Below are 13,393 nucleotides of genomic sequence, written 5' to 3' on the forward strand. Positions count from 1 at the left end.
CGTGGGCACGTCGACCTGAGAACTGGGCCTTGAACTCGAGGTTCCTGCCCGATTTCGGGCAGGAATGTGGATTCTCCTTGTCGCGGAGACCTAGGGTGATCGCGCGTGATCATCCCGCTCCGGCGCCCCGTCGTCCGGGTGGGCCGCTTCGGTATCGCCCGGTGAAAGGGGCAGGACATGCGCTCGCTTCCGACTGACGCGGAGGCCGTGGTCTTCGACTGTGACGGGCTCCTGGTCAACACCGAAGACAGCTGGACCGTGGCGGAAACGGCACTCTTCGCCGCACACGGCCTGCCCTTCGGCCCCGCGCAGAAGGCCCTGGTCATCGGCCGCACCTTGGAAGCCGCGGGACAGGCCATGGCCGAGCACTTCGGGCGGCCCGGCGCCGCCGCCGAACTCTGTGCCGAACTCCTCGAAACGGTCCGCGGCGAACTGGCCCGGGGAGCCACGGCCCTCCCCGGAGCAGTGGAGTTGGTGCGCGCCTGCCGAGCGCGCGTCCCCATGGCCGTGGCCAGCAACAGCCCACGCGAACTCCTGGACATCGCCCTGGAATCGGCCGGGCTCGGCGACTGCTTCACCCGCACCTTCGCCGCCGACGAGGTGCGCTCCCCCAAGCCCGCACCGGACCTCTACCTCACGGCATGTGCCGCACTCGGCGCCGCCCCGAATCGCTCCGTCGCCTTCGAGGACTCGGCCACCGGCATCGCCTCCGCCCGAGCCGCCGGCCTCCATGTGGCCGTAGTCCCCTCCCTCCCCGGCACGGACCTCGACCACGACTGGCTGGGCACCGACCTGGCCGAGCCCGAGCTGCTGGCCTGGGCGAAGGGGCTGGGCGAAGGGGCTGGGCCGCTCGGGCGCCGGTCGGAGGCTTGCGTGACATCTGCGCCGGTACTCGCAGGAACCCCACGTCAAGCTCCGTGAGGTCGCCCGGCAGATCTGTCAGGACGGCAGCCTGTCCTGACCCTCGGCGAGCGGCTCCCCCGGCTCGTGGTCTGAACCAGAGGAGCCTGGTCGGGCCGGCCCCCAAGGGGAACGCAGCTCGGCCCGGCCTACCCGCCAAGTCCCCAGCCTCAAGGGTTTCACGCGGGCCGGGCGAGGCATTGCCCGCGGATGGCCGCTGACGACGCCCGCGGCAGAGCCGCACGAATGAAAGCCGCTACTCGGACGGGGGTCTCGGGTGCGGTTCGGCCACGGCGTCGGCTGTCGCTCCTCGAAGATCTTGGTCGTCCTTCGTGACCGACCCTGACGAGGAGCGGAAAGTATGTCCCATCGCCCTGCCCGGCCCGTGCCGCGTTCCCGCCTGTTCACCTGGTGGGCGACGATCGGCACCGTCACGGCCCTGGCACTCGGCCTACCGGCCCCCGCGAGCGCGGCCGACGGCCCACCCCCGCCAGCGGGGGCCGTCGCCGCCCCCGCGGCCCTGATCCGCGGAACCCTCCAGCCGGACGCCCCGCCGCCGGGAGCCAACGACTGGACGTGCCGGCCGACCGCCGCGCACCCCCGCCCCGTCGTCCTGCTGCACGCGACCCTGACGAACGCCCACATGAACTGGGGCATGCTGTCACCCCGGCTGAAGGACGAGGGGTACTGCGTCTTCGCGCCGAACTACGGCGGGAAGCCAGGAGTCCCGTTCAAGGCGACCGGCCATATCCCCGACTCGGCCCGCGAGGTCTCCCGCTTCGTCGACCGGGTACTCAAGGCGACCGGTGCCCGGAAGGTCGACCTGGTGGGGCACTCCCAGGGCGGCGGTGTGCTGCCCCGCTGGTACCTGCGCTTCGAAGGGGGCACGAACCCGGCGAAGCCGTCGCGCAACAAGGTGCGCAGACTCGTCGGACTGGCCCCCTCCAACCACGGCGCCTCCGTGTCCGGCCTGGGCACCCTCACCACCGCGCTCGGCCTCAACCAGACCGTGTCCGCCCTGGCGGGGCAGGCGTACGCGGACCAGATGGTGGGGTCCGAGGTGAACAGGAGACTGGACCGGGGCGGCGACACCCAGCCGGGCGTCGACTACACGGTCATCGCGACCCGGTACGACGAGGTGGTCACGCCGTACACCAACCAGTTCCTCACGGCGGGGAAGGGTGCGAAGGTGCGCAACATCACCGTCCAGGACGTCTGTCCTCTGGACCTCTCCGAGCACATCTCGATCGCCTACGACTCCAACGCCATGCAGCTCGTCCTCAACGCCCTGGACCCCGCGCACGCCGAGCCCGTGGACTGCCGTGTCTCGGCGCCGCTGCTCGGCGGCTGAAACGTCGGCCGATGGCCCGGTTCGCGACGCGCGACACCCCGCCGGTTCGACCTGGGCCCCCCTCTTGTGGAGAATCAAGGTCATGAGCGAGAACGTGTTCTTCAAGGTTTCGGCTGGTGGCAAGGATCTCGGCCGCATTGTCTTCCGGCTGTTCGACGACGTGGTGCCCAAGACGGCACGCAACTTCCGCGAGCTGGCGACCGGTCAGCACGGCTTCGGGTACAAGGGTTCCCCCTTCCACCGGGTCATCCCCGAGTTCATGCTGCAGGGCGGTGACTTCACCAACGGCAACGGCACCGGTGGCAAGAGCATCTACGGTGAGAAGTTCGCGGACGAGAACTTCCAGCTGAAGCACGACCGGCCGTTCCTGCTCAGCATGGCCAACGCGGGCCCGGGCACCAACGGCTCGCAGTTCTTCATCACCACCGTGGTGACGCCGTGGCTGGACGGCAAGCACGTCGTCTTCGGCGAGGTCGTCGAGGGCGAGGACGTGGTCAAGGCCGTCGAGGCGCTGGGCAGCCGCTCCGGCTCGACGAGCGAGAAGATCGTCATCGACGACTGCGGCATCGTCGCCTGACCCGACCGTAACCGCATATCCGGATTCCACTCAGGTCCATCAGGCCCGCACCACGGGGCCTGATGGACCTGTTCCGTTTCCCGGCCGTCAGCGGGCCGTCCGCGGTCAGTGCGACTCGCGGCTCACCTCCGAACCGCTGGATCCGAGCAGGAAGTCGAGGTCGGCGCCGGTGTCGGCCTGGAGGACGTGGTCGACGTAGAGGCGCTCCCAGCCGCGCCGCGGGTGGGCGTAGGCGTCGACCGTGGCCGCGCTCGGGCTTCTGCGGGCGAGTTCGTCGGCGGGTACGTCGACGTCGATACGGCGGGCCGCGACGTCCAGGGCGACGAAGTCCCCGGTGCGGACGAGGGCCAGCGGCCCGCCCGCCGCCGCTTCCGGCGCCACGTGCAGGACGACCGTGCCGTACGCCGTGCCGCTCATCCGGCCGTCGCAGACGCGGACCATGTCGCGGACGCCCTGTTCGAGGAGCTTCTTCGGCAGGGGCATGTTGGAGACCTCGGGCATGCCCGGGTAGCCCTTGGGGCCGCAGCCGCGCAGGACGAGGACGGAGTCGGCGTCGACGTCCAGGTCCGGGTCGTCGATGCGGGCGTGGAAGTCCTCGATGGAGTCGAAGACGACGGCCCGGCCCCGGTGGCGCAGCAGGTGCGGGGAGGCGGCGGCCGGTTTGACGATCGCGCCGTCGGGGGCGAGGTTGCCGCGCAGGACGGCGATACCGCCCTCGGCGACCAGGGGTTCGGCGCAGGTGCGGATGACGTCGGTGTCCCAGATCGGGGCGTCGTCGAGCGCGTCGACCAGGGGTTTGCCGGTGACGGTGAGGGCGTCGGGGTCGAGCAGGTCGCGGACCTCGCGCAGGACGGCGAGGAGGCCTCCGGCACGGTGGAAGTCCTCCATCAGGAAGCGGCCGGCCGGCTGGAGGTCGACCAGGACCGGGACGCGGGAGCCGATGCGGTCGAAGTCGTCGAGGCAGAGGTCGATGCCGAGCCGGCCGGCGATGGCCAGGAGGTGGACGACGGCGTTGGTGGAGCCGCCGACGGCCGCCAGGGCGACGATCGCGTTGTGGAAGGACGCCTTGGTGAGGAAGGAGCCGGGCCGCCGGTCCGCGCCCACCATGTCGACGGCCAGACGGCCGGTGTGGTGCGCCGCCTCCAGCAGCCGGCTGTCGGGGGCCGGGGTCCCGGCCACGCCGGGGACGACCGTACCGAGGGCCTCGGCGACCAGGGCCATCGTGGAGGCGGTGCCCATGGTGTTGCAGTGGCCGCGGCTGCGGATCATCGCCGACTCGGAGCGGGTGAACTGCTCCTGCGAGAGGGTGCCCGCGCGGACCTCCTCCGACAGCCGCCACACGTCGGTGCCGCACCCGAGGGGCGTTCCGCGGAACGTCCCGGTCAGCATCGGCCCGCCGGGCACGACCACGGCCGGCAGGTCGACCGACGCGGCGGCCATCAGCAGCGACGGAATGGTCTTGTCGCAGCCGCCCAGCAGGACGACACCGTCGATGGGGTTGGCCCGCAGCATCTCCTCCGTGGCCATCGCGGCCATGTTGCGCCAGAGCATGGCGGTGGGCCGCACGTTCGTCTCGCCGAGCGAGACCACGGGCAGGTCCAGCGGGATGCCGCCCGCCTCGTACACGCCGTCGCGGACCGAGGAGGCGACCTCGTCGAGATGGGCGTTGCAAGGGGTCAGGTCCGAGGCCGTGTTGGCGATGGCGATCTGCGGCCGGCCGGTGAAGGCGTCGCCCGGAACGCCTCTGCGCATCCACGCGCGGTGGATGTAGGCATTGCGGTCCTGACCCTCGTACCAGTGTGCGCTGCGCAGCCTCACCATGGGACCTCTTCCAACAGTCGGTACGGAGGTCTACAGTCTGGAACGCCATGGAGCATACGCAGCCGCGCGGCGGTTCGACAGACCCCGGCGCCGACCCGCCAACTGCCGTGGGCGGCAACCGTCTCGTGGGCTCGGACCGGGTGCTCGCCGTCCTCAAGGTGCTCGCCCGGTATCCCGCCGGTGTGGGGCTGGAGGAGCTGACGCGGGCCGTCGCCAGCCCCAAGCCGACCGTGCACCGGGCGCTGGGCGCGCTGCGCCGGGCCGGGCTGGCCGAGCAGGACGCCCGGGGCCGCTATGTGCTGGGGGACGAGTTCCTGCGGATGGCGTTCGCCCACCACGAGGCGCGCCCCGAGCAGGTCCGGCTGCGGCCCGTACTCGACGCGCTGGCACGGCGGTTCGGCGAGACCGCGCACTACGCGGTGCTCGACGGCCGCGAGGTCGTCTACCGCGCCAAGGTCGACCCGCCCACCGGTGCCGTCCGGCTGACGTCGACGATCGGCGGGCGCAACCCGGCGCACACCACAGCCGTCGGCAAACTGCTGCTCGCCCGGCGGCTCGGCACCGTGGCGGAGGTCGAGGCGTGGATCGGCGACTGCCCGCTGGAGCGTCGTACGGCACGCTCCCTGGGCACGGCCGCCGCGCTGCACCACGAGCTGACGGCCACGCGCGAGCGGGGCTACGGCATCGACGACCAGGAGAACGAGACCGGCGTCAACTGCCTCGCGCTCGCCGTCTATCCGACCTCGCCCACCGTCCCGGCGGGCGCCGTGAGCGTCAGCGCGCTGGCGTACCGGACCCCGCTGGACGTTCTCGTCGACGCCCGTGACGAGATACGGGCCGTACTCGGCCCGCTCGGCGCACCCGATTCCTGACGTCGGGGAGCTGCCGTCGTGTCCTTCATACGCCGTACCGCGGAGGTCGTCTCATGCGCGCGTTCGTCCTGACCGCCCCCGGCACGTACGAGGTCCAGGAGCTTCCGGCGCCGGTGGCCGCGCCCGGTGAGGTCGTCGTCGACGCGAGCGGGTCGGCGTGTGCGGCACCGACATGGAGTTCTTCACCGGTGCCATGGCCTACCTCCGTCAGGGGCACTCCCACTATCCGATGCGGCCGGGGCACGAGTGGGCCGGGCGGGTGGCGGCCGTCGGTGACGGTGTCGACCCCGGCTGGATCGGACGCCGTGTCATGGGTGACACGATGCTGGGCTGCGGCGGCTGCCGACGCTGCGTCCGGGGCCGTCAGCACGTGTGCGAGCAGCGCGAGGAGGTCGGGATCCGCGGGGCGCGGGCCGGGGCTCTCGCGGAGCAACTCGCCGTACCGGCTTGGTCGTTGCACGCCCTGCCCGACTCGGTCGACGCCGTGCTCGGGGCGCTCGTGGAGCCGGGCGGCAACGCCCTGCGTGCGGCGCGGGCGGCCGCCGCCGGGGCCGGGGACCGTGCTCTCGTCCTGGGGCCGGGGACCATCGGCCTCCTGGTCGCGATGTTCCTGCGGGCCGCGGGCGCGGAGGTCCACCTCCTGGACCGTGCCAACGCCTCCCCGGCGTTCGCCCGGGCACTCGGCTTCGAGCGCGTGTGGGACGAGCGTTCCCTTCCGGAGTTGCCCTTCGACGCCGTCGTCGACGCCTCGAACGCGGCCCATCTGCCGGAGCGGGCCCTGGAGTTGGTCGAGCCGTGCGGCCGTCTCGTCTACATCGGGCTGGCCGGCGAGCCGAGCCGTCTCGACACCCGTACGCTCGTGTTGAAGGACATGACGGCGGTGGGTGTCCTCTCCGCCTCCCCCGGTCTGGACGCCACCATCCAGGCCTACGCCTCCGCAACGGTCGACCCCCGGCCTCTCGTCGCGGCCACCGTCGGCCTCGACGAGGTCGGCCCCGTCCTCGCGGGCGCGCGGCCACGAGGCGCCGGTCCCGGGCCCAAGATCCACGTGGACCCCCGGCTGTGAAGGCCCGCCTCCCGCCGCCGGGAGTCCGGTACGTGGCGGTGGACGTCAGCGGACGGACTCAGCGGGCGTCCGCAGCGCCCCCGGCCCCACCCGGGAGCGGACGCGGTGGCGGAACACGAGCAGGCCGGCGAGGGTCGCGCCCGCGAACCAGGTCAGCTGGACCGCCAGGTCCTGGAGCGGAACGGTGGTGGAGAAGCCCGCGGCGGTGCCGGTCTGCATGGCTCCGTACGAGGGCAGCGGGCGGACCAGCGGGCTGTCGGCCTGATGGGGAAGATGTTCGACGTGCTACGGGACTTTCTCGGAGGCGGCGGCAAGCGGGTACGGCCGCTCTACTGCTGTCTCGGCTGGAGTTCGGTGGCGAACGCTCCGATCGACTCGACGGTGCTTCGGGCCGCCGCCGGCCTTGAGCTGTTCCACACGTTCGCCCTCGTGCACGACGACTTGATCGACCGGTCGGAACGCAGGCACGACCGCCCGACCGCTCACCGCGCCTTCGCGGCGGACGGGCCGCGGGAGCGGGCCGCGTGGTTCGGGGAGAGTGCGGCCGTACTCCTGGGTGACCTGTGCGAGGTCTGGTCGGCGGAACTGCTGGGCGGTCTGGGGGACGGGGCGGAACGAGCGGTGGTCCGGGGCATTCTGGATCGCATGCGCGGCGAGCTGGTCCTTGGTACGTGTCCGCGCAGGGCCTGACCCAACTGCTCCAGAACGTAGCGCAGCGGCACCGGTGCGCCGACCAGCAGCTCTTCCGGCAGCCTCAGGAACAGCCGCATGACACGGTCCCGCACCTTCATCGTCTCGTCGACGGCGTCCTGCACGGAGAGCCCTCGCGTCACCTGCAGAACGTTGATCAGGTTCAGGTCGTGCACGGTTTCCTTGCGGTAGGAGAACAGGTCGTTGTCGAGAGCGCCGACCATTCCTGCGCTCTCCAGGCAGGCCGGCACCGCCGGGGACTGCCACATGTCGTCCGTCAGCGGCTCGGCCCCGCACATCTCGATGAGCACGATGGCCAGATGGCCGGCCACGTCGTCCAGCCGGATGGACATGTACTGGCCCTCGGTGAGGGGGACGGCGCCGTGCAGGGCGTTGATGCCGCGGACGGTGCCGGCGAAGCAGCGTCGCATCTCGTGGGTCAGCCGGCCGACCCGGCCCTCGGTGCTCTCCTTCCTGAGCCGGTTCATCACGTCGACGAGGGCCAGCGTGTAGGGGGCGTCGGCCCCGGTGACCCGGTAGCCGGGCGATTCCATGACCCGCATGACGCGTCCCGCCTGCTCGATGATCCCGCCGAATCCGCCTGCCGACGGGGAGCCGTCGAAGAGCAGGTCCTCGGCGAGCAGCACCAGATGGGCGAAGCACGTCAGCGTCCGGAAGACGTCCTCGTTCTCCGGCTGCGGAACCAGCCAACCCATCAGCCGGTGCACCTGCGCCTCCCGGATCCGGGCGAGTGTCGTCGGGTCGCCGCACAGCCCGTGGGACGTCATCCACTCCACGGCGTCGGCCCCTGCCGCTTCGGCGAGAGGGCTGCACGCTGCCGGCAGGGGGCAGTAGAACGGCGGAAGGGTGAACGCGCGCGAATTCTGCATGGCCACAGCGTCCCGTCGTCGGTTCGGCGTCGACAGAGCGTACGGACTCACTTGGTTGAGTAGTACGAACGTGCACCACGGCCGAGACCAAGAACACCTGCTGAAGCCCGGCGTCTTGACCCCACCTCGCAATGGCGCGTACAACATCCCACGACAGAAAGCGTTTACTACATCATGTCTTCGCCCCGATCGAGCCGCGCACCGCCGTGGCTCTCAACGGAGAGGACCCAGCACGATGAGAACCTCACAGGACCGGGACGAGTCCACGACCCGCGGAGCGGGCGACTCGGCGGCGCCGTCGCGGCGGAGGATCCTCAAGGGCACGGCTGTCGGCGCCGGGTGGGCGGCGATCGGGACGGGTGCGGCCGGTACGGCCCACGCGGAGGAGGCGCGGCGCTCGTGCGGCGTCAGCGCCCGTATGGCCGGAACCTCCATCAGCCTCTCCCTGGTGAACGGCGCCCTGCACTGGTCGGCCGAGCACCACGGCAGGACGGTGGTCGACACCTCCGCGCTGGGCCTCCGGCTGAGCGACGGGACCGTCCTCGGCGAGGACGTGACGGTGACGGGAGGCCGGAGGGAGAACGTCCACCGTGTCTGGTCGCCCGTGTACGGGCGCGACGCGCGGGTCGTCAACCACTACCAGGAGCAGCGCTGGGACCTGCGGGACAGGCGCTCGGGGGTCCGGTTCGGGGTCCGGGTCCGGGCGTACCGGACCGGTGTCGCCCTGCGTTACGTACTGCTGGACAAGGGCACGGTGACCATCGCCGACGAGCTGACGACATTCGTCTTCCCGGACGCCACCATGGTCTACAGCGCCCGCGACGAGAACGCCTACGAACGGGTCGCGCCCGAGGCGATACCCGTCACGGGAACGGCCGGCACCGACACCGGCCCTCTCACCGACCTGCCGCTCACCGCCACCCTCGTCGACGGGCTCATCGCCTGCGTCTGCGAGTCCTCACGGGTGAACTTCCCGCGGCTGATGCTCAGTTCGGTGCCGGGGCAGCCCAACACCTTGTCGGCCTTCCTCATGGAGCACACCGCCCGCGGTACCGGCCCCGTCGAGCCGACCACGACCGTCACCACGCCGTTCGCCACGCCCTGGCGCGCGGTCGTCATCGGCTCCACGGACGCCGAACTCGTGGACAACGCCGAGCTGGTGCTCAACCTGGCTCCGGAGAGCGCCCTCGACGACACGTCGTGGATCAAGCCGGGCAAGGTGTTCCGCTGTGAGCTCAGCACCGCCGCCGGTACGACGGGCGTCGACTTCGCGGTGGCCCGCGGCCTTCAGTACATCGAGTACGACGCCGGCTGGTACGGCCCGGAGTTCTCCACCCTCGACGCGACGAAGCCCATCGCCGCCATCGATCTGCCGTCGGTCATCTCGTACGCCACGAGCCATGGCATCGGGGTCTTCCTCTACGTCAACCGTCTCGCGCTGACCGACGCGGACGCGCTGTTCGGCCTGTACAGGAGCTGGGGCGTCGCAGGGATCAAGCTCGGCTTCATCAACGACGGTACGCGCTCGATGACCGACCAGATCGTCGAGTGGGCCGCGACGGCCGCCAAGTACGGGCTGCTGATCGACATGCACGACGACGTCCGCCCGTTCGGCCTGGAGCGGACGTATCCGAACTACGTCAGTCTGGAAGGCGTCCGGGGCAACGAGCAGTTCCCGACCGCCACGCACAACGTGACGCTGCCCTTCGCCCGCAACGTCGGCGGGCCCATGGACTACACCATCTGCTACGGCCAGTCCCGCAACAAGACGACCAACGCCCATCAGATGGCGATGGCCGCGGTGTACTACCAGCCCCTCAACTTCCTCTTCTGGTACGACAAACCGTCCAAGTACAACAACCCCGCCAACTGGCCCGGGCTGCCCTGGTTCCACTCCGTCCCCACGACCTGGGACGAGAGCCGGACCCTGGCCGGGTCCATCGGCGAGTACGTGGCCGTCGCCCGGCGCTCCGGCGCCACCTGGTATCTCGGGGCGATGACGAACGAGACGTCCAGGACCCTGTCGCTCCCCCTGTCCTTCCTGGGCAGCGGCACGTACACGGCGACGGTCTACTCCGACGGGACGCCGGGCACCAACCCGTACCAGACGCCGGTCGTGGTCAGCACCCTGAGTGTCACCTCGGAGACCACACTGGCCGTGCCCATGGCCCCGGCCGGCGGCCAGGCGATCGTCCTCAGGCCGAACTGACGTAGGACGCTCGACTCGCCTCCCACAACTGCCCAGGCCTCGTACCTGCTCCGCCGCTCGAAGATCACGACCCGTACGCTCGTGTCCATGGTTGACCATCGGACAGTTGACGTGAACGGCATTCGGCTGCACATCGCCGAGCAGGGCAGTGGACCCCTGGTGGTGCTGCTGCACGGCTTCCCCGAGTCGTGGCACTCCTGGCAGCACCAGTTCGGGCCGCTGGCCGACGCGGGCTTCCGGGTGGTCGCCCCCGACCAGCGCGGGTACGGACGCAGCGACCATCCCGAGGACGTGGACGCGTACACCATCCTGCACCTGGTCGGCGACGTCGTCGGACTGATCCGGGCGCTGGGTGAGGAGAAGGCGTACGTGGTCGGGCACGACTGGGGTGCGCCGGTCGCCTGGCACACCGCGCTGCTGCGGCCGGACATGGTGCTCGGGGTGGCCGGGCTGAGCGTGCCGCCGCCGTTCCGGGGGACGCGTCCGCCGTTGGCGACCATGGAGGAGCGGTTCGGCGGGCGGTTCTACTGGAACTACTTCAACCGTCCCGGGGTCGCCGACGCCGAGTTCGCGCGGGACACCCGTACCACCCTGCGGAAGTTCTTCTACGCGGCGTCCGGCGACGCCCCCGGCACCGCCGAGGGCAGGCAGCCGCTGGTCGACCCGGAGCGGGGCTGGCTCGCGGCGATGCCGGACCCCGAAGTACTGCCGGCCTGGCTCACCGAGGACGACCTGGACGCGCTCGCCGAGAGCTTCTCGCAGGGCTTCACCGGTGCCCTCAACTGGTACCGCAACCTCGACCGCAACTGGGAACTGACCGCCGCCTGGCACGGCGCCGTCGTCACCTCGCCGGCCCTGTACATCTACGGCGACCGCGACCTGGTCCCCGCCTTCCCCGGCACCCCCGAACTCATCGAGAAGCTCCCCGAGCTCATGCCCGACCTCCGGCGCGAGCCCCTCAGGCTGGCGGGCTGCGGGCACTGGACCCAGCAGGAACGGCCGGACGAGGTGAACGCGGCGCTGATCGAGTTCCTCAAGGGTTGCTCGTGACTGATGCTCGTGCGACGGCCGGCGGTTGCGAAGATCTCCGTATGCATGATCTACGGGTCCGCCCCGCCACCGCCGCCGATCTCACCGCCCTCGTCGCCGACTCATGGTGGACCGGAACGTCGCCGATCCGGGCACGGGGCGGCTGCTGCTGCGGGCCGCGGAACGCCGCGTGGCCGCAGTGGGGCGGACGCGCGTGCGCCTGGACTGCCTCGCCGGTAACGAACCGCTCAACGCCTACTACCGGCAGGCCGGTTACCGCGTCGTCGGCGGCAAGGAGGGCAAGCCGCAGCCGGGCGGTGCGCCGAAGTCCTTCACGCTGCTGGAGAAGGAGCTCGCGGCGGAAGGGCGCGACGGCCGTGCCGATGGCGAGGACGGCGGAAAGCCGCAGCTGAAAGCGGTGGACGTACGGGGGTGGTGACCCGTATCTTCCGCATACCGTGCGTGAGGTTCTGGGGAGAACCGCGCACGGTTCTGTTGGACACCTGACACGGGGGGACCACTCCACCATGCTGTGCACGCGATGCCGCCGCCTCGAGGCGGCACCGGACGGGGTCATCTGCGCCCACTGCGCCACGGCCGGGGCGCCGCTCATGGCACCGCCGCACGGCCAGAACGCCTGGTTGAGCTCGCCCGTCGGCCTCGGCAGGGCCGTCGCCGTACTGCTCGGACTGGTCATCGCCACCGACCTGTTCGCGGTCTGGGCGGACGTCCTGTCGTACGACGTGTTGGGCACCCTCGTGGACGGCGAGTACAGCGCGGCCGTGCAACGCAGAGCCGATCGGGCGGACTCGCTCTACGCGGCGGCCGGTGTCGCACAGACCGCCGCGCTGCTCTCGACGGCCGTCGTCTTCCTCGTCTGGTTCCATCGGGTGCGGGTCAACGCCGAGGTGTTCGACCCGTTCGGGCACAGCAAGAAGCGTGGCTGGGCCGTGGGTGGCTGGTTCGTACCGGTCGTGAACCTGTGGTTCCCCCGCCGTATCGCGATGGACATCTGGGACGCCAGCAGCCCCTGGGACAGGGGCCGGCCGCACGGCCTGCTCAACGGCTGGTGGGCAGCCTGGGTGATCAGCCTGCTGGCCGGCCGGATCGCCTCCACCTCGTACCGCAATGCGGAAACGGTTCCGGAGATTCGGCGCGCCATGGGTCAGGTGCTGTTCGCGGACGCGGTCGACATCGTCGCCGCCGTCCTCGCCATCCTCTTCGTCCTCGCACTGACCCGGATGCAGGACGAGAAGGCCCGCGGCGGTCCGGGCGCGTCCGTGCCCGTCTCCGCCTGACCTCGGGGCCGGCCCGGCGCTTGGAGCTGTCGGCGGTTACGCATCCGCCGGGCGGATAGCCCCGTAGGCACGCTCGACCTCGGCCATGTGGAGCGAGAACGAGGCGTACCAGTGCTCCCGCCCGTGCGCACGGGCCAGGGCGTGCCCGGGTGCGGCACGTGGAGAGCAGGAGCCGGACAGGCGAGTCCAGCCCGGCCGCTGGGCGGGCTGGACTCGCCTGTCCGCTTCTCCTACGAACGGTCGGCTCAAGTCGTCCATCGTGAGCCGTCGATGGCCTTCAGCAGGAGCCGACCCATTCGATCTTCTCGACGTGGCGCTCGATGAAGCTGGCGCTTTCGCCGGGCTCCACGAGCGGGCTGTCCGTCTTGTGGTAGGTCAGGCAGTCGGTGTGCTTCGTGTTCGGGGACGACGGATAGTGGAAGGTGTACCGGACGTGGTCGGCGCCGGGGTAGCGCTTGCCGTTGTTGAAGACCGCCTGAGTGGAGAACTCGCCTCCGTACCAGTTGCCGGCCGTCTTGAAGACGATGTCCGAGTTGACGCTCGTCGTGCGGTAGTAGCAGACGTAGCCGGACGGGCAGCCGTAGAGCGTCGCGGACGGGCTGGCCTGCGCGGAGCCGGTTCCGGCCAGGCCGGCGGCCATGGCGAGCGCGCCTGCTGCGGCGAGGACGCCGAAAGTGCGATGGGACATGG

Annotated in this window: 11 protein-coding genes and 3 pseudogenes; 10 read left to right on the forward strand and 4 right to left on the reverse strand. The window is 70.9% G+C overall.

The features are described 5' to 3' along the window. Positions 1–177 precede the first annotated feature (177 nt). The 3 genes from ACFZBP_RS10970 (at position 178) to ACFZBP_RS10980 (ending at position 2,828) form a co-directional block, all read left to right on the forward strand. The gene (locus tag ACFZBP_RS10970; protein ID WP_391411906.1) at positions 178–921 is read left to right on the forward strand and encodes an HAD-IA family hydrolase; all 744 of its coding nucleotides are present in this window, start codon (positions 178–180) and stop codon (positions 919–921) included. 340 nt (positions 922–1,261) lie between these two features. Further along, positions 1,262–2,251 carry an esterase/lipase family protein gene (locus tag ACFZBP_RS10975; RefSeq protein ID WP_383443819.1) on the forward strand — a complete coding sequence of 330 codons (990 nt, stop codon included), beginning with the start codon at positions 1,262–1,264 and terminating at the stop codon, positions 2,249–2,251. Positions 2,252–2,333: 82 nt separating this feature from the next. Beyond that, positions 2,334–2,828: a peptidylprolyl isomerase gene (locus ACFZBP_RS10980; protein WP_383443816.1), complete on the forward strand. Its 495-nt coding sequence runs from the start codon at positions 2,334–2,336 to the stop codon at positions 2,826–2,828. 105 nt (positions 2,829–2,933) lie between these two features. On the opposite strand, the gene ACFZBP_RS10985 is transcribed toward ACFZBP_RS10980, so the two are convergent. Beyond that, entirely contained in the window at positions 2,934–4,649 is a 1,716-nt protein-coding gene (locus ACFZBP_RS10985) for a dihydroxy-acid dehydratase (RefSeq protein WP_391411909.1), read from the reverse strand. A 47-nt stretch (positions 4,650–4,696) separates the two neighbouring features. On the opposite strand from ACFZBP_RS10985, the gene ACFZBP_RS10990 reads away from it, so the two are divergent. After that, a complete protein-coding gene (locus tag ACFZBP_RS10990) occupies positions 4,697–5,521 on the forward strand; it encodes an IclR family transcriptional regulator C-terminal domain-containing protein (protein WP_391411912.1) in 825 nt (274 codons plus the stop codon). A 53-nt stretch (positions 5,522–5,574) separates the two neighbouring features. Beyond that, positions 5,575–6,587, forward strand: a pseudogene (locus tag ACFZBP_RS10995) (zinc-binding dehydrogenase). A gap of 45 nt (positions 6,588–6,632) precedes the next feature. Here ACFZBP_RS10995 and ACFZBP_RS11000 read toward each other — a convergent pair. Next, positions 6,633–6,806 carry a hypothetical protein gene (locus tag ACFZBP_RS11000; RefSeq protein WP_391411914.1) on the reverse strand — a complete coding sequence of 58 codons (174 nt, stop codon included), beginning with the start codon at positions 6,804–6,806 and terminating at the stop codon, positions 6,633–6,635. A gap of 54 nt (positions 6,807–6,860) precedes the next feature. On the opposite strand from ACFZBP_RS11000, the gene ACFZBP_RS11005 reads away from it, so the two are divergent. Next, entirely contained in the window at positions 6,861–7,277 is a 417-nt protein-coding gene (locus ACFZBP_RS11005) for a polyprenyl synthetase family protein (RefSeq protein WP_391412989.1), read from the forward strand. An 89-nt stretch (positions 7,278–7,366) separates the two neighbouring features. Here the strand turns inward: ACFZBP_RS11005 and ACFZBP_RS11010 are convergent. After that, positions 7,367–8,314, reverse strand: a pseudogene (locus tag ACFZBP_RS11010) (terpene synthase family protein); the annotation flags it as partial. An 88-nt stretch (positions 8,315–8,402) separates the two neighbouring features. Here ACFZBP_RS11010 and ACFZBP_RS11015 point away from each other — a divergent pair. The 4 genes and pseudogenes from ACFZBP_RS11015 to ACFZBP_RS11030 all read left to right on the forward strand — a co-directional run bounded on the left by ACFZBP_RS11015 (position 8,403) and on the right by ACFZBP_RS11030 (position 12,703). Continuing rightward, on the forward strand, positions 8,403–10,376 hold the full coding sequence (locus tag ACFZBP_RS11015; protein ID WP_391411916.1) for a glycoside hydrolase family 97 catalytic domain-containing protein: 1,974 nt from the start codon (positions 8,403–8,405) through the stop codon (positions 10,374–10,376). 87 nt (positions 10,377–10,463) lie between these two features. Beyond that, entirely contained in the window at positions 10,464–11,426 is a 963-nt protein-coding gene (locus ACFZBP_RS11020; protein ID WP_391411918.1) for an alpha/beta fold hydrolase, read from the forward strand. Between the two features lie 97 nt (positions 11,427–11,523). After that, a pseudogene (locus ACFZBP_RS11025) lies at positions 11,524–11,844 on the forward strand (GNAT family N-acetyltransferase); the annotation flags it as partial. 88 nt (positions 11,845–11,932) lie between these two features. Next, positions 11,933–12,703, forward strand: a complete 771-nt coding sequence (locus ACFZBP_RS11030; protein WP_391411920.1) for a DUF4328 domain-containing protein — start codon at positions 11,933–11,935, stop codon at positions 12,701–12,703. Positions 12,704–12,980: 277 nt separating this feature from the next. Here the strand turns inward: ACFZBP_RS11030 and ACFZBP_RS11035 are convergent, their stop codons facing one another. Continuing rightward, the gene (locus ACFZBP_RS11035; protein WP_383443790.1) at positions 12,981–13,391 is read right to left on the reverse strand and encodes a hypothetical protein; all 411 of its coding nucleotides are present in this window, start codon (positions 13,389–13,391) and stop codon (positions 12,981–12,983) included. Positions 13,392–13,393: the final 2 nt, after the last annotated feature.

It is taken from the genome of Streptomyces sp. NPDC008086 (assembly GCF_042957325.1).
Lineage (GTDB): Bacteria > Actinomycetota > Actinomycetes > Streptomycetales > Streptomycetaceae > Streptomyces.